This is a genomic window from Niallia sp. Marseille-Q9988 (assembly GCF_976954375.1).
Genome location: NZ_CDRJSZ010000012.1, coordinates 139142 through 155873 on the forward strand (window position 1 = coordinate 139142; position 16732 = coordinate 155873).

At 34.9% G+C, this 16732-nt stretch carries 13 protein-coding genes and 1 other annotated feature; of the genes, 9 read left to right on the forward strand and 4 right to left on the reverse strand.

Annotated elements, in window-relative coordinates:
* Nucleotides 1–157: 157 nt before the first annotated feature.
* A complete protein-coding gene (locus tag ACWNMZ_RS20125; RefSeq protein ID WP_031534815.1) occupies nucleotides 158–1243 on the forward strand; it encodes a M42 family metallopeptidase in 1086 nt (361 codons plus the stop codon).
* Nucleotides 1244–1335: 92 nt separating this feature from the next.
* On the opposite strand, the gene ACWNMZ_RS20130 is transcribed toward ACWNMZ_RS20125, so the two are convergent.
* Both ACWNMZ_RS20130 and ACWNMZ_RS20135 read right to left on the reverse strand, forming a co-directional pair.
* Nucleotides 1336–2448, reverse strand: coding sequence for an AI-2E family transporter (locus tag ACWNMZ_RS20130; RefSeq protein WP_031534813.1), 1113 nt, complete (start codon nucleotides 2446–2448; stop codon nucleotides 1336–1338).
* 249 nt (nucleotides 2449–2697) lie between these two features.
* A complete protein-coding gene (locus ACWNMZ_RS20135; protein WP_235247879.1) occupies nucleotides 2698–3858 on the reverse strand; it encodes an ROK family protein in 1161 nt (386 codons plus the stop codon).
* Between the two features lie 279 nt (nucleotides 3859–4137).
* Between ACWNMZ_RS20135 and xylA the strand changes: the two genes are divergently transcribed.
* The gene (xylA, locus tag ACWNMZ_RS20140) at nucleotides 4138–5445 is read left to right on the forward strand and encodes a xylose isomerase (protein ID WP_251629465.1); all 1308 of its coding nucleotides are present in this window, start codon (nucleotides 4138–4140) and stop codon (nucleotides 5443–5445) included.
* 192 nt (nucleotides 5446–5637) lie between these two features.
* Nucleotides 5638–7137 (forward strand): xylulokinase, encoded by a 1500-nt coding sequence (gene xylB, locus ACWNMZ_RS20145; RefSeq protein ID WP_251629466.1) that lies wholly within the window; start codon nucleotides 5638–5640, stop codon nucleotides 7135–7137.
* Nucleotides 7138–7285: 148 nt separating this feature from the next.
* Here xylB and ACWNMZ_RS20150 read toward each other — a convergent pair whose 3' ends face one another.
* Entirely contained in the window at nucleotides 7286–8638 is a 1353-nt protein-coding gene (locus ACWNMZ_RS20150) for an IS1182 family transposase (RefSeq protein ID WP_284561423.1), read from the reverse strand.
* A 134-nt stretch (nucleotides 8639–8772) separates the two neighbouring features.
* Complete coding sequence (gene sspI / locus ACWNMZ_RS20155; protein WP_031534806.1) at nucleotides 8773–8979, reverse strand: small acid-soluble spore protein SspI; 207 nt, start codon at nucleotides 8977–8979, stop codon at nucleotides 8773–8775.
* Between the two features lie 182 nt (nucleotides 8980–9161).
* Here sspI and ACWNMZ_RS20160 point away from each other — a divergent pair, with 182 nt between their 5' ends.
* From ACWNMZ_RS20160 to polX, 6 genes are all read left to right on the forward strand, one after another.
* Entirely contained in the window at nucleotides 9162–9908 is a 747-nt protein-coding gene (locus ACWNMZ_RS20160) for a TrmH family RNA methyltransferase (protein WP_251629467.1), read from the forward strand.
* A gap of 102 nt (nucleotides 9909–10010) precedes the next feature.
* Nucleotides 10011–10261, forward strand: a binding site (T-box leader).
* A gap of 66 nt (nucleotides 10262–10327) precedes the next feature.
* Nucleotides 10328–11368, forward strand: coding sequence for a phenylalanine--tRNA ligase subunit alpha (gene pheS / locus ACWNMZ_RS20165; protein WP_251629468.1), 1041 nt, complete (start codon nucleotides 10328–10330; stop codon nucleotides 11366–11368).
* Between the two features lie 16 nt (nucleotides 11369–11384).
* On the forward strand, nucleotides 11385–13799 hold the full coding sequence (gene pheT, locus ACWNMZ_RS20170; RefSeq protein WP_449598861.1) for a phenylalanine--tRNA ligase subunit beta: 2415 nt from the start codon (nucleotides 11385–11387) through the stop codon (nucleotides 13797–13799).
* Between the two features lie 176 nt (nucleotides 13800–13975).
* Nucleotides 13976–14236, forward strand: coding sequence for a cell division protein ZapA (gene zapA / locus ACWNMZ_RS20175; protein WP_031534798.1), 261 nt, complete (start codon nucleotides 13976–13978; stop codon nucleotides 14234–14236).
* A gap of 8 nt (nucleotides 14237–14244) precedes the next feature.
* Nucleotides 14245–14787, forward strand: a complete 543-nt coding sequence (locus ACWNMZ_RS20180; protein WP_031534796.1) for a CvpA family protein — start codon at nucleotides 14245–14247, stop codon at nucleotides 14785–14787.
* 161 nt (nucleotides 14788–14948) lie between these two features.
* On the forward strand, nucleotides 14949–16664 hold the full coding sequence (polX, locus tag ACWNMZ_RS20185; protein WP_031534795.1) for a DNA polymerase/3'-5' exonuclease PolX: 1716 nt from the start codon (nucleotides 14949–14951) through the stop codon (nucleotides 16662–16664).
* The last annotated feature ends 68 nt before the right edge of the window (nucleotides 16665–16732 follow it).

Below are 16732 nucleotides of genomic sequence, written 5' to 3' on the forward strand. Positions count from 1 at the left end.
ATACATAATAAAAGCAAGGGTTCTTTCTATACCCATATAAGACGGGTAGTAAGCAACTATTGAGGGAAGATTCTTTTTATAAGTAATTAATACTTTGTACTATATCTATTTTCTAGTATAATAATGAAGAATATATTATATTAAGGGAGTCGAAATAATGTCCAAATTAGATGAAACATTAACGATGCTTAAAGATCTCACAGATGCAAAAGGCATCCCAGGCAATGAAAGAGAACCAAGAGAAGTAATGAAAAAGTACATAACAGAATATGCGGATGAAGTGACAACAGATAATTTAGGAAGCTTAATTGCTAAGAAAGTTGGTCAGGAAAATGGACCAAAAATTATGGTTGCAGGTCATCTGGATGAAGTTGGATTTATGGTAACTCGTATTGATGATAAAGGGTTTCTTTATTTTCAAACAGTAGGCGGTTGGTGGTCCCAAGTAATGCTAGCTCAAAGAGTAACGATTGTAACGAGTAAAGGCGAAATTACTGGAATTACAGGGTCTAAACCTCCACATGTATTGAGCCCAGAAGCAAGAAAAAAACCAATAGATATTAAGGATATCTTTATTGATATTGGTGCATCTTCTAAAGAAGAAGCAATGGAATGGGGAGTAAAACCAGGAGATATGATCGTTCCATATTTCGAATTTACAGTAATGAATAATGAAAAAATGTTGCTTGCAAAAGCATGGGATAATCGAATTGGTTGTGCAATTGCAATTGATGTATTAAAAAATTTAAAAGAAATCAATCATCCTAATATTGTATATGGTGTTGGAACAGTTCAAGAAGAGGTTGGTCTTCGTGGAGCGAAAACAGCAGCGAACTTAATTGAGCCGGATATTGGGTTCGGAGTTGATGTTGGAATAGCTGGAGATACACCGGGAGTTACAGAAAAAGAAGCACTAAGTAAAATGGGTAAGGGTCCACAAATCATCTTATATGATGCTTCAATGGTTTCCCATAAAGGGTTACGTGACCTTGTTACAGATACAGCGGATGAGCTAAACATTCCTTATCAATTTGATAGTGTGCCAGGAGGCGGGACAGACTCTGGCTCTATTCACTTAACACATAAAGGAGTTCCGACGTTATCGATCACAATCGCAACTCGCTATATTCATTCACATGCTGCAATGCTTCATCGTGATGATTATGAAAATGCAGTCAAATTAATTGTGGAAGTTATTAAGAGATTAGATCGTGAAACAGTTGATTCCTTGACATTTGCATAAACAGCTAAAATAAAAAAGGGAATTTGATCTTCAAAAATCAAATTCCCTTTTTCTTATTTCAAAGAAAATACTATAACTTATACCAAAATCTTTTACTCGATTGGAGGGATTTGGGTATTTAATATAGCTGCTTTCCGTGCTTTAAGGAGACGATTAATATTAACTACAATCGTTTTGACAGCAGCATAGGTCGGTACGGCAAGAATCATTCCTAAAATTCCTGCTAAATTTCCTGCTACTAATAACAAAATAATAATTGTTGCTGGATGGGTATCCAACCTTTTTCCTAGAATTAATGGAGATAGGATATTTCCTTCAATCTGTTGAGCAATGGTAATGACAATAATAACTAGGAACGCTTGTGTTGGCGATGTGAAAAGGGCGATTATAACAGCTGGTGCACCACCAATTAAAGGACCAACATATGGAATAATATTCGTAACAGCAACAATTAAGGCCATTACAAGTGCATAATCAAGCCCAATACTCAAATAGCCGATTAATGATAAGGTTCCTACAAACAAAGCTACTATTACTTGTCCTTGAATATAGGCTGCAATTGTTTCACTTGTATCTTTAATAATTCTTAAACCTTCTTTTCGATAAGAAGAAGGGAAGAATTTTGATAATGCTTCAGGAAATTTGCTACCATCTTTAAAACAATAGAAAAGTAAAAATGGAACCGTTACAATAGTAATGGTGATATTCGTCATGGTACTGATAACTGTCCCAATTCCATTTGTTATATTGCTTGGAATAGTTTGAGCATAAGCCTTTAGGTTCTCCGTAATATCCTCAATTTTTACATATTCTTGGTTCATAATCCATTTGTACTGTTTAGTATCATTTAAGTATTGGAAATAGTGAACTGCATCATCAGCATATTTAGGAATATTGCTAAATAATTCGCTAACCTGTTTACTAATCATCGGTACAACACTGCCAATTGCCAAAATAATAATTCCAATCACTGCAAGATAGAGAATAATAATTGCGAGTGTTTTCGGAATTTTATTTTTTTGCAAAAATTTAACGATTGGATTAAGTAAAAAATATAAGAAACCAGTAATAATAATTGGCACAAAAAGTGTGGAAAATAGCACTGCAACTGGTTTGAATAAAAACGTAATTTTTGTGCAGAGATAAATAATGGCAGCGATGATGAGAATCTGCAGTAACCAATAATGAAACTTCTTCTTTGTCAAAATTTTTCACCTTTTTCTTATTTTGTATAGCAAGTATAGCATATTCATTCAATTTCTTGTAAATATTGTATTATGTATTTTAAACGATTGTATCACACTTTACGTTCATAATGATATTACGAGATAAGGAGGAGAAAAGTTTCATTTATCCTAAGAAGATTTCCTTTAAAGTATAAGAAAAAATGATACAATCTGTTATTTTTAGAAATAAGATTGTATCATTCCATGAACCATACGCAAAATGCTATGTTAATCTGTATTAATAATTTTCAGATGGGAAATATTTAAGAAATTACGAATGTTCAAAGCGGTAGCCCCAAATAAAGATGCCTTCGAACCTAAACTCGAATTTTCAATGACGATGTCTTTATTAAAGGAGCTTTGCAGATTATTGCTGATTAATGAAAGTATCTCAGGGATTCTTCGAATGACAGAACTGTTCATGAATATAAGCTTTGGAGCAAAAAAAGTCATTATATTGTTTATGCCCTTCGATAAATTATAGCAATGTTCTTGAATAATTTCTTGAACAAGGGGGTCTTTAGCAAAATATAGCTCAGCTAATAAATCAGGAGTGACATCTGTTAACTCTTTCTTTTCTTTGAACAGCTCTAGAAGAACTTTATCGGAGCAGTACTGCTCTAAGCAACCTTTATTCCCACAAGGACAAGCTTTGCCGTTTGGATAAAGCACAGAATGACCAACTTCACCAGCTCTTCCATCTAGTCCTGTAAATAATTGACCATCAATTATAATTCCAGCACCGATCCCACTGTGAATACTTAAACTGATTAAGTTATTAAATTCAGTAGAAAAAGTAGACTCTCCTATTGCTGTTAAATTTGCTTCGTTTTCAATATGGATAGGATACTGGTATAGCTTCGTTAATTCCTCATAAAGTTCCATTTTGTCTAAATCATAATATGGTGTAAACGAGATAGTATTTTCATTTACAATACCATGAATCGCAATTCCAATTCCGATAATACCATAGGTTGTCAGATGGCTTATTTTTTGATATTTTTCAATTATATTTGAAACATGTGCAATGACATTTTCTTTTGTAATAAATATACCTCTTTCTTTATTGTAAAAGACAACTTCTCCATCTAGGTATGTGACCATTGTGGAAATGAAGTCATAGCCAAGCTCGATAGCGATTGAAAGACCTGCTTTATTATTTAGTTGTAAAAGAATTGGTTTTCTTCCTCCAGAATGACTACTCTCACCAATTCCAATTTCTTCAATAAGTTTATCCTCAAGTAATTTCTTTGTTATATCAGATACAGTTGCTTTATTTAAACCAATATTAGATGAAAGACTTGCTCGAGAAATGGGAGCATGTTGAACAATTTGCTCCATGACAAGAGAAGCATTTTGCTCTCTAATTACATATTTATCTGTGACCATTATTTTCCTCCAAACTAATTAATCCCCTTATAACGATGCTCATATTGTTAGGTTACCATACTAATTAAAATACTTCTATTAAATTTATGGATAAAAATAATAAAAATGATATTGTAAGCGCTTGACAAAAAATATAGTTAGATTTATGATTAATGCAGTTAGTATATTGAACTAACAAATTAAAAATGATTTAATAGAATAGAAAGAAGATGCTACTTTTAAAAAGTAAGTTAAAGCAAGAACAAAAATATCTTTTATAACAATTAGGAGGGAATTAACATGGAATTTTTTCCAATGATTAAAGAAGTCAAATATGAAGGACCAAAAACTGAAAATATTTTTGCTTACCGTCACTACAATCCAGAAGAAGTAGTTTTAGGAAAAACAATGAAAGAACATTTACGATTCAGCTTGGCATGGTGGCATACATTAACACAAGATGGATCAGATCCATTTGGTGCAGCTACTAATGTTCGTAACTGGTTTGGTGAAACACCAATGGAAACAGCAAAAAATAGAGTAGAAGCAGGCTTTGAATTAATGGAAAAAATGGGCTTTGAATTCTTTTGCTTCCATGATGTTGATATTGCTCCAGAAGGGGAAACATTACAAGAGTTCTTCGACAATTTAGATGTAATCACAGATTTGATTAAAGAGAAGATGGATCAAACAGGTATTAAATTACTTTGGAATACGGCTAATATGTTTACAAATCCTCGCTTTGTACATGGGGCTGCTTCATCATCAAATGCAGAAGTTTTTGCATATGCTGCAGCTCAGGTGAAAAAAGGGTTAGAAATCAGTAAAAAGCTTGGCGGCAAAAACTATGTATTCTGGGGTGGCCGTGAAGGATATGAATCTTTACTAAACACAGATTTACAACTTGAACAAGACAACATGGCTCGTCTTTTCCATATGGCAGTTGATTACGCAAAAGAATTAAATCATGAAGTTCAATTTTTAATTGAGCCTAAACCAATGGAGCCATCAAAACACCAATACGATTTTGACGCTGCGACAGCAATGGCTTTCTTACAAAAATACAATCTTGATAAACACTTTAAACTAAACTTAGAAGCAAACCATGCAACATTAGCAGGGCATACTTTTGAACATGAAATGGCAGTAGCAAGAAGCTATAATGCACTTGGATCTCTAGATGCGAACCAAGGGGATGTAATGCTTGGATGGGATACAGATGAATTCCCAACTAATATCTATGATACAACTCTAGCAATGTATCAAGTGCTAGAAAACGGAGGAATTGCTCCTGGTGGTATTAACTTTGATGCGAAAGTACGCCGTTCTTCTTTCTCTATGGAAGATTTAGTGCTAGCACACATTGCTGGTATGGATACCTTTGCACGCGGATTAAAATCAGCTGCAAAACTAAAAGAAGATGGTTTCTTCGACAAAGAAATTGAACGTAGATATAAGAGCTATACAACTGGAATTGGTAAGTCCATTGTAGAAGGTAAAGAAGATTTGAAAACATTAACAGAATATGCATTACAACATGATCAAATTGAAAATGAGCCAAATCATCTAGAATTCTTAAAATCTCGTTTGAACGATTATTTAGTATAATATAAATATAATAATTTGGTATAACACCATAAAGGGGTGTCTCAGGTAGAAGGAATTGGCATCACAAGTTTATTAGTAGGAGCTAATTGAAAATAATCTACTATTTATACTTGTGGAGGTCTAAATCTCTATAAATGAGGCAGCCCTTTCTTTTATCATTTGTCACATGACTTAGGAAGGGAGAGCGTGAAAATGTCGTATGTAATAGGAATTGATTTAGGAACTAGTTCATTAAAAGGCTTGTTAGTTGATAAAGAAGGCAAGGTTCTTATAACAAAGAGCTCTGAATATGAGCTTCTGACTCCTCAGCCAAAATATAGTGAACAGAATCCAAATGTTTGGATCGAAGCATTGGATATTGTCTTAAAAGAAATAATTGCCGCATTTCCAGAAGCAGCATCAGAAACAGAGGGAATTAGTTTCTCTGGACAGATGCATAGCTTGGTTTTATTAGATGGAAATGGTAGACCATTAAGAAACGCAATTTTATGGAATGATGTGAGAACAAGCAAACAATGCCTGGAAATAATGGATAAAGCGGGACAAGAAGTTATTCAAATTACAAAAAACAAAGCGTTAGAAGGATTTACTTTACCTAAACTACTGTGGGTGAAGGAAAACGAGCCGGCCATATGGGAAGAAGCAAAGCACTTTTTATTGCCAAAAGATTATTTAGGATTCTATTTAACTGGCAATAAGCAAATGGAGTATTCAGATGCTGCTGGCACCTTATTGCTAAATGTGGAAGAAAAGGTTTGGAGCGAATCTATTGCTGAATTATTTGATTTGCCACTATCTATTTTCCCTAAGCTTGTCGAGTCTTCTGACAAAATAGGCGTAATGAATAAACAACTTGCAGATAAGTATGGCTTTACAAATGAAATCGCTGTATTTTCTGGAGGTGCGGACAATGCTTGTGCAGCAGTTGGGGCAGGGATTGTGCAAGAAGGTATGGGATTAGCAAGTATCGGAACATCTGGCGTATTTCTTTCCTATGAGCAAGATGGGCAACAGGATTATGAAGGAAAAGTTCATTATTTCAATCATGCAATAAAAGACAGTTTTTATTCCATGGGTGTAACCTTATCTGCCGGATATAGCTTGAATTGGTTTAAAAATACTTTTGCTGCAGATAAACGCTATGATGAGCTTCTTTCTAATATGGGGAATGTGCCAATTGGTTCAGATGGTTTATTGTTTACGCCTTATATAATGGGAGAAAGAACACCATATACAGATAGTCAAATTAGAGGAAGTTTTATTGGCATGGATGCAAGGCATACATTAGATAACTTTGCACGTGCTGTTGTGGAGGGTATCACTTTTTCACTTAATGATAGTAAGATATTGATGGAGGAAAATGCAAATAAGCAATTTACACGCATTGTCTCTGTAGGTGGCGGAGCAAAAAACAGTAATTGGTTACAAATTCAAGCAGATATCTTTAATGCGCCAGTCGTTAATTTGACAGTCGAACAAGGACCGGGATTAGGAGCAGCGATGATTGCTGCTGTTGGATTAGGTTGGTTCCCAACGATGAATGAGTGTGTGGAGAAATTTGTTCATTATAAGGAAGAGTTTCAGCCAATTCCTGAAAATGTGAAGAAATATGAAAAGGTATATGAAATTTATAAAGCTGTATATGAAGCAACAAAAGAAACTGCACATAAATTACATGCGTTAAATGAGTAGTTTATTTTAAAATGCTAAACCAAAAAGAAGGAGAAATCTCCTTCTCAGATTGTAGAGAAAGTATAATTTTCTCTACAATTTTTTTATTTAAGTAGACATAATCACATCTTTTATTTTTCCATTTCATTGAAAAAAGACTCTCATGCATCTATCCAATCTTGGATAGATGCATGGCAATCTTCTTTATATTTTGACAGGCAGCTGTCATTAATACTTGTTCGGCTGCCTTTTGTTTTCCACGTAACCGGCAGTAGCGAAGCCCATGCAGTTCTTTTGAATCTGCGAAGCTTCGCTCTACTTTTTCTTTTCTAAATTTATAAAGGGCCTTCCCTGATTTAGAAAGACGATTTAACCGAATTTTTTCCTTGTTTTCTTCCCAAACATGACGAGTGACTACTTTTGTATGATTTTTAGAACGAGTACATTGGGAAAGCAATGGGCAATCTTTACATCGTTTGGGATTTGATTTATATTCTCGATATCCTTCGCGAGTTGTTGTACGATAAGGCAGTATTTCTCCGTTTGGACAAGTGTAACAATCGGCTTCTTTATCGTAAGTGAATTTCCATTTGGGAAAGAGTCCTTTTACTGGACTATATCTTCTATGTGCGATTACTCCAAAAATATTTCGTTCTTCTATCCCTTTACAAATAGGGTTTGTTAAATAACCAGAATCTAAAGCAACAGCTTCCACTTGAAATTGGAAACGATCGATTTGACGATCAAGTCGGTCTAAATAAGGAACAGAATCATGGACATTACCTGGGGTAACAAAGGCATCGGTAATGATGTTAAACTTCATATCCGTCGTACGGTGATCTAAATAACAGAACATCTCCTGCTTATTATCTCGGGACATAAAGCCACAATCAGGATCCGTTGTACTAACCCGAATTTCCTTTGTTTCCTCCACTGCCTCCTTTTTCTTTAGAGGCTTTTTTCCGTGGGCAGTCCGATCCTCCTCAATCGCTTTATCTAACTCTTCCACGTATTCGCGTGTTTCCACTTTCACCGTTTCTCTGGTGAATTTATGTTTATTGGCATTCGCTTTCAAATGAGTAGAATCAGTAAATAAAACTCTCCCTCCAACCATTTTATGATTCATCGCTAAAAGAACAATTTCATCGAAAATGTCCTGAAAGACAGTGGTATCTTTAAATCGATTACACCGATTCCAACTAATCGTAGAATGATGAGGAACAGGATCTGTAATTTTTAAACCAAGGAACCAACGATAAGCAAGATTCACTTGAATTTCCCGCTCTAATTGTCTTTCGGAACGGATGCCATATAAATAACCGATAAACATCATTTTAAATAAAATCAAGGGATCTAAAGATGGACGACCATTGTCTTCGGAGTAATAAGGACGGACTTTATCGAGGATAAAAGAAAAATCAATGTGTTTATCAATTTTTCGTAAGAGATGATTAGCTGGAACAAGCTCATCTAAAAGAACAAATTCTACTTCGTTTTGAGTATGAGAACGGGTATGTAACATCGAAATCACCAACCTATATTTGATAATTATATTATATCAAATTACCGCGGTGAATAGATGAAGTAAATATAAAAAATGAAAGGCTGTCGAGACTTTCTCGACAGCCTGAGAAGGAGAAATCTCCTTCTTTTTGGTTATTTTAGTCCATTTTCCAATGTCTGCAACATTTCAATTTTATCATCTTCAGAAGAATTTTTCCAAATTACTTCGAATAGAACGCCTAAACCAGGTAACATTTTCTCTTCCCCATTTTGAATAGCATCCACGATGGTGTCTTTTAATTCATCTTGAGAATTTCCAGAAACATTGTGGATTATTGCATTTCGTAAATTTAAATTCATAATAAGCACCCTTCTTTCCATTGTTATCTATCAACACCATTTCAATTGGAAATGATATTAGATAGACGTTTTGTAGAACACATCTATTTTTATCATTTCACTAATGCCGTTTATTATGTATTTTATTTAAGCTATAATAGAGGACATAGAGATCATCTGGTGATTATGAAGGAGAATAGTAAGTGAAACACATACTTTCAGTAAAAAATCCACAAATTAAAGAATGGAAAAAAAGATTAACAAAAAAGGAAAGAGATAAAACGGGAACGTTTTTGGTGGAAGGCTTTCACCTTGTGGAAGAAGCATTCAAAGCAGATGCCATCATCGATTTGATTATTTCTGAAGATATAGATGTACCTGCTTGGAATTATAGAGATATACCGATAACAATTGTTACGAAAGAAATCATTAAAGAGCTTTCAGATACAGAAACACCACAAGGCATTCTTGCACTCTGCAAACAGCAAAGTCATCAAGAAATACTATCCACTGCTCAAACATTTATTGCGATTGATCAGGTTCAAGATCCTGGTAATATGGGAACCATTATCCGAACTGCAGATGCAGCAGGGATAGATGCTGTTATTATAGGAGAAGGAACTGTTGATATATACAATCCAAAAGTAGTTAGATCCGGTCAAGGCAGCCATTTTCACTTGCCAATCATAAAAACAAATTTACCTGCATTTATAGAGGAATTGAAAGAAAGAAAGGTTCCCGTTTACGGTACTGCACTTGAAAATGGCAGAGATTACCGAGAAACAGTAAAAACAGACGAGTTTTGTTTGATTGTCGGGAATGAAGGCAATGGTGTAAGCAAAGAAGTTTTAAGTAAGACAGATACCAACTTGTATATCCCTATTTACGGAAAAAGTGAATCCTTAAATGTTGCTGTAGCAGCTGGGATTTTGATGTATTATTTTAAATAATCTGTTTTCCTAAATAAAGTTTTCGAAATGGTGGAATCTTAGGCTAAAAAGGCATTTGAAAACTGAATAGAAATATATTATAATTAAAAACAAATTACATGAATAAAGACATTGATGGAGAAAAGTAATTGGTGATTTTTAATCAAGGGAGAAAATGCCGCAGACTGTAAGCATTTTTATTAAAAACATGAATGAAGTTCACCTCCTGAGTCGGCATCGGGACCATTTTTTCTTTTTAGAAATGATGTAAAGATGTACCGGTATAGACTACCGTTATCCAAATGAAGTGAACTTGTTTTATCATACATACAAGTTAATTAGGGTGGTACCGCGACAATAACCTCGTCCCTTTTTTGGGGATGGGTTTTTTTTATGCCAATTTTCATGCAAAATCAACCAATATATAAGGAGGAAAAGTGATGGAAGATAAATTAAAAGAACTGCAAGCTGAAGCACTATCACGCATTGAAAACAGTAATGATATGAAAGAACTAAATGAAATTCGTATCGCATATTTAGGTAAAAAAGGTCCAATTACAGAAGTGTTAAAAGGAATGGGAAAGCTATCTGCTGAAGAAAGACCAAAAATGGGTGCACTAGTAAACGTAATTCGTGACGAAATTACTAGCCACATTGAAGCTAAACAAAAGGCTTTAGAAGAAGCAATTGTCCAAGAAAAAATTGCTTCTGAAACAATTGATATTACCTTACCAGGTCGTCCAGTTTCTGTAGGAAATCATCATCCGCTTACAAGAGTAGTGGAAGAAATTGAAGATCTCTTTATTGGTATGGGTTATACCGTGGAAGAAGGACCAGAAGTGGAAAATGATTACTATAATTTCGAAGCATTGAATCTTCCTAAAGATCACCCAGCGCGCGATATGCAAGATTCTTTCTATATAACAGAAGAAACATTACTTAGAACACAAACTTCTCCAATGCAAGCAAGAACGCTTGAGAAGCATAAAGGGAAAGGGCCAGTGAAAATTATTTGTCCTGGTAAAGTGTATCGCCGTGATAATGATGATGCGACACATTCCCATCAATTTATGCAGATTGAAGGACTTGTAGTAGACGAAAACATTCGAATGAGCGATTTAATTGGAACATTGGAAGTTTTTGCTAAAAAAATGTTTGGGGAAGATAGAGAAATCCGCTTGCGTCCAAGCTTTTTCCCATTCACAGAGCCTTCCGTTGAAGTAGATATCTCTTGCTTTATCTGTAAAGGTGCAGGTTGTAGTGTATGTAAAAAAACAGGCTGGATCGAAATTTTAGGAGCGGGAATGGTTCATCCAAATGTATTGGAAATGTCGGGGTTTGATTCAAAGAAATATTCTGGTTTTGCCTTTGGAATGGGTCCAGAGAGAATTGCGATGTTGAAATATGGAATTGATGATATTCGTCATTTCTACACAAACGATGTACGTTTCTTAAAACAATTTTCAGTACCGGAATATTAAGGGTGGAGGAGAAAAAATGTTAGTATCCTATAATTGGTTAAATGAATATGTAGATTTGAATGGTATTAATCCCGATGAATTAGCGGAAAAGATTACGAAAAGCGGGATTGAAGTGGAAGGTGTTGAAATTCTTGATGAAGGGATTAAAAATGTTGTTATCGGTTATGTTGTAGAGCGTGAACAACACCCAAATGCAGACAAATTGAATAAATGCTTAGTAGATGTAGGTGAAGGGGATCCAATTCAAATTATTTGTGGAGCGCCTAACGTTGATAAGGGACAAAAAGTTGCTGTCGCGAAAGTAGGAGCAGTACTTCCTGGGAACTTTAAGATTAAAAAGGCAAAACTTCGCGGTGAAGAATCAAATGGAATGATCTGTTCTTTACAAGAACTTGGAATTGAAGGGAAAATGGTTGCAAAAGATTATGCGCAAGGTATTTTTGTTTTTCCAAGCGATGTGGAAGTTGGAAAAAATGCCCTAGAATACTTACAACGAAATGATGCTGTCTTAGAACTTGGGTTAACTCCAAACCGTGCTGATTGCTTAAGCATGCTTGGTGTAGCGTATGAAGTTGCAGCAATCTTAGGAAAAGATGTTAAATTACCTGATACTGCATATCCAACTATTAACGAGAAAGCATCTGATTATATTCAAGTATCTGTCGAAGAAAATGGAGATACACCATTATATACAGCAAGAGTAATTAAGAATATTAAAATCGCTCCATCACCATTATGGATGCAAGGAAAATTAATGGCAGCAGGAATTCGTCCACATAACAATGTAATAGATATTACAAACTATATTTTATTAGAATATGGTCAGCCGTTGCATGCTTTTGATTATGATAAAATAGGATCAAAAGAAATTCTAGTAAGAAAAGCCCAAAGTGGAGAAAAAATTACGACGCTTGATGAAGCAGAAAGAACGTTATCAGCAGACAATTTACTAATCACGAATGGAAAAGAAGGGATTGCTGTTGCTGGAGTAATGGGTGGCGCTAATTCTGAAGTGCAATCTAATACAACCACTGTGTTATTAGAATCTGCTTATTTTGACAGTAAAGTCATTCGCAGATCATCAAAAGTGATTGGGTTAAGAAGTGAAGCAAGTGCTAGATATGAAAAAGGGATTGATCCAAATCGAGTGCGCATAGCTGCAGATAGAGCATGTCAATTATTGCATTTATATGCAAGCGGAGAGGTGCTTGAAGGAGAAGTAGCGGTTGATACATTAACAGCTGAACCAAAAGTTGTTTCCATTACGCTAACTAAAATTAATCAAACCCTTGGAACTTCTTTAGAGTCAAATGCAGTTACTGCTATTTTTGACAGTCTACAATTTACAACACAAGTTATAGGAGATACGTTCACAGTAACGGTTCCAACGAGAAGAAATGATATTGTCATTGAGGCAGATTTAATCGAGGAAGTTGCCCGTCTGTATGGGTATGATAATTTACCGAAAACATTGCCTATTGGCGCATCTACACCGGGTACCTTAACTTCTTATCAGAAGAAGCGTCGTATGGCTCGCAGATATTTGGAATCAGCTGGTTTATATCAAGCGATTACGTATTCATTAACAAATGAAGCGAAAGTCCATAGCTTTGCTTTAGAAAAAAGAAATCCAATTAAACTTGCAATGCCAATGAGTGAGGAACGTGCATTATTACGTCAAAGTATCGTACCACAGCTTTTAGAAGTACTAAAATACAATGCAGCAAGACAAAATGAGAGCAGTGCCGTTTATGAAACAGGAGTTGTTTTCCTAGCGAATGAAAATCAGGAACTTCCAGAAGAAAAAGAACATTTAGCTGGAGCTGTGACGGGAATATGGAGCACTCATCCATGGCAGGGAGAAAAGAAAGCTGTTGATTTCTTTGTTGTAAAAGGTGTATTAGAAGGTCTGTTCCAAAAGTTAGGTGTATCGGAGAAAATTACTTTTACAAGAGCGGAAATGGAAGGAATGCATCCAGGAAGAACGGCTGAAATCGAATTTAATGGAGACGTTATTGGGTTTGTTGGTCAAGTTCATCCACAAATGCAAAAGGAATTAGATTTAAAAGAAACGTATTGCTTTGAATTAGACTTAAGCAAATTATTTGCAGTAGAAATAGAAGCTTTACACTATACTTCTATTCCTCGCTTCCCTTATGTAACAAGAGATATAGCGCTTGTTGTGGATAAACAAATTCTTGCAGGAAATCTTCAAGGAATCATCCGAGATGCCGGTGGGAAATTATTGAAAGATGTCCAAGTGTTTGATTTATATGAGGGAGAAAAAATGGAAGAAGGCAAAAAGTCAATTGCATTCTCCTTAACTTATTTCGATCCAGAACAAACATTAACAGATGAAATGATTAGTAAAGTTCACGAAAAAGTACTTGCAGCTGCGGAAGAACAAGCAGGAGCTACTTTAAGAGGCTAACGAAATAGTAAAAAGCATCCCATCGTTCTATTTTGGGATGCTTTTTTTCTTGATGGAAATAGTAATTCTTTCCCCTTATAACAAGTCTTGAGATAGAATCTATTCGAATGACTTCCCTAGCAAGAATAGTTCATGATATGATAGAAACTAGGATTCTTTAGAATGGAGGCATGGGCGTGTCAAATACCCCTAAAAATCGTACAAATGTTGATATATACGGAACACCATATACAATAATAGGGGAAGAACCTTCTAGTCATGTTAGACTGGTTGCCTCCATAGTAGATAAGAAAATGCGTGAAATTCATGTCATGAATCCCTCACTTGATTTAAATAAACTAGCAGTCCTTACTGCTGTTAATATAGTAAATGACTATGTAAAGCTAGAAGATCGAGTGAAAGAACTGGAAGAAGAATTAAAAAGAGAAAAGGACTGACAATGTTCATGTTGGATATTATTTTGGTTATATTGCTGCTTTTTGGTCTTTTAAGAGGACTAAAAAGAGGATTTATTATGCAAATTATACACTTAACAGGATTTATTGTTGCGTTTATTGTTGCTAATAAATATTACATACCACTATCGCAAAAATTAACACTATGGATTCCCTATCCAAATACAGGAGAAAGCAGTTTTCTACATTCTTTTATTCAGACTGCGAATATAGAAGATGTTTTTTACAGAGGATTCTCCTTTATTGTGATATTTTTTGTCGTGAAAATTATTTGGCAAATTCTTGGTAGTATGATAGATTTTGTTGCTAGTATTCCAATTTTAAAACAGTTAAATACATGGGCTGGTGCTGTATTAGGATTTATCGAAACGTATTTGCTATTATTCCTTCTATTATATATTTCTATTTTAATCCCAATTGATTTTATACAAGCTCAATTAAACGAATCCTCTGTAGCAGCTTGGATGATAGAAAATACTCCTTATTTTTCAGAGAAAATTAAAGATTTATGGTTCGACTATATCGCTTCATAGAAATTAGGAAACTCTTCTAGCTTTGTATGTAGCTAGTGGAGTTTTTTGTGTGGTTAGCAATTACGAACATCATTATTGAAATATTGAAGTTCATGGTATGATATGTAGTGTAGGCAGAATTTAGAAAATAGAAGATTTATTATATCCATGTAGGTGATGAAATGACAATAACAAACAAAGATATTATTCGATTATTAGAGCAAATAGCGATATATATGGAGCTTAAAGGAGAAAATCCTTTTAAAATTTCAGCTTTTCGAAAAGCTGCAAATACAATAGAAACAAGTGAATACAATTTAACCGAGATAACAGATTTAACACAGTTGCCTGGCATCGGCAAGGGAACAGCGGCTGTTATAGAAGAATATATAAAAGAAGGAAAGTCTTCCGTATTGCAAGAATTGAAAGACGAAGTTCCGAAAGGGTTAATTCCTTTGCTACAGCTACCAGGTCTTGGTGGGAAGAAGATAGCGAGATTATATAAAGAGCTATCTGTTGAAAATGCTGATGATTTAAAAAATGCCTGTTTAGAAGGAAAAGTTCAAGCGTTAAAGGGATTTGGAAAAAAGACAGAGGAAAAAATACTAGAATCTCTGCAAAATGTTGGATCAAGACCAGATCGATTACCGATTGCCTTTATGATCCCAATTGCTGTTTCGATTGAAGAGGCATTATCGAAAATGGAGGGGGTTGTCCGCTATTCAAGAGCAGGAAGCTTAAGAAGAGTGAGAGAGACCATTAAAGATTTAGATTTTATTATTGCAACAGAGAATCCTGAACAAGTGAAAACACAGTTGCTTCAGCTTTCCTCTATTAAAGAGGTAATTGGAGCAGGTGCAACAAAAGTAAGTATTGTTCTTGGACTCGATTACGACGTCTCTATAGACTTTCGTTTAGTAAAGCCAAATGAATTTGCAACAACGCTACATCATTTCACCGGTTCAAAGGAACATAATGTGCGAATGAGACAGCTAGCAAAGGAACGTGGAGAAAAGATAAGCGAATATGGTGTGGAGAATAATGAAACAGGAGAAATTAAAACCTTCGAATCAGAAGAAGCTTTCTATCATTATTTCGGACTACCATTCATTCCTCCTGAAATAAGAGAAGATGGAAAAGAAGTAGACAACTATTCAGATCAAAGTGAGCTCATTTCCTTGGAAGATATTAAAGGTGATTTGCATATGCACACAACAGCAAGTGATGGTGCACATACATTAGAGGAAATGGTAGAAGCGAACCGTCATTTAGGCTATCAATATATGGCGATAACGGACCATTCCCAATATTTAAAGGTAGCAAATGGATTAACACCAGAAAGAGTACGCAAGCAAATACAAGAAATTAAAAGACTTAATGCAAAGTATGATGATATCACTATTTTAGCTGGGGCGGAAATGGATATTCTTCCTGATGGGACTTTAGATTATGAGGAAGATTTATTGAAAGAATTAGATATTGTTATTGCTTCCATTCATTCTGCGTTTTCCCAATCGAAGGAAAAGATTATGACTCGTTTAAAAGCAGCCATGGAAAATAAGTATGTCGATATCATTGCACACCCAACTGGTAGAAAAATTGGGAAAAGGGATGGATATGCTGTCGATATGGACATGCTTATTCAATTAGCAAAAGAAACGAACACTGTTTTGGAGCTAAATAGTAATCCGAACCGTTTAGATTTAAATGCTACGTATATTAAAATGGCGCAGGATGCTGGCGTGAAGATTGTTATTAATACAGATGCCCATTATAAGCATGAGCTTCATAATATGGCAATAGGTGTTTCCACAGCAAAAAAAGGCTGGATTAAAAAATCGACGGTCCTAAATGCGATGACAAAGGAAGAACTATTGGAATTTTTGTATAAAGGCTAATATATAAGCAAATAGAGAATACTTACAAACATCATTAACCCATAAGCGGGATAGCAAAGGAGATTACT

Excerpts from the sequence above, each read along its gene's own strand:
- xylA (WP_251629465.1), top strand. The coding sequence starts at position 4,138 with ATGGAATTTTTTCCAATGATTAAAGAAGTCAAATATGAAGGACCAAAA.
- ACWNMZ_RS20125 (WP_031534815.1), top strand. The coding sequence starts at position 158 with ATGTCCAAATTAGATGAAACATTAACGATGCTTAAAGATCTCACAGAT.
- xylB (WP_251629466.1), top strand. The coding sequence starts at position 5,638 with ATGTCGTATGTAATAGGAATTGATTTAGGAACTAGTTCATTAAAAGGC.
- polX (WP_031534795.1), top strand. The coding sequence starts at position 14,949 with ATGACAATAACAAACAAAGATATTATTCGATTATTAGAGCAAATAGCG.
- pheT (WP_449598861.1), top strand. The coding sequence starts at position 11,385 with ATGTTAGTATCCTATAATTGGTTAAATGAATATGTAGATTTGAATGGT.
- pheS (WP_251629468.1), top strand. The coding sequence starts at position 10,328 with ATGGAAGATAAATTAAAAGAACTGCAAGCTGAAGCACTATCACGCATT.
- ACWNMZ_RS20150 (WP_284561423.1), bottom strand. The coding sequence starts at position 8,638 with ATGTTACATACCCGTTCTCATACTCAAAACGAAGTAGAATTTGTTCTT.
- ACWNMZ_RS20180 (WP_031534796.1), top strand. The coding sequence starts at position 14,245 with ATGTTGGATATTATTTTGGTTATATTGCTGCTTTTTGGTCTTTTAAGA.
- ACWNMZ_RS20135 (WP_235247879.1), bottom strand. The coding sequence starts at position 3,858 with ATGGTCACAGATAAATATGTAATTAGAGAGCAAAATGCTTCTCTTGTC.
- sspI (WP_031534806.1), bottom strand. The coding sequence starts at position 8,979 with ATGAATTTAAATTTACGAAATGCAATAATCCACAATGTTTCTGGAAAT.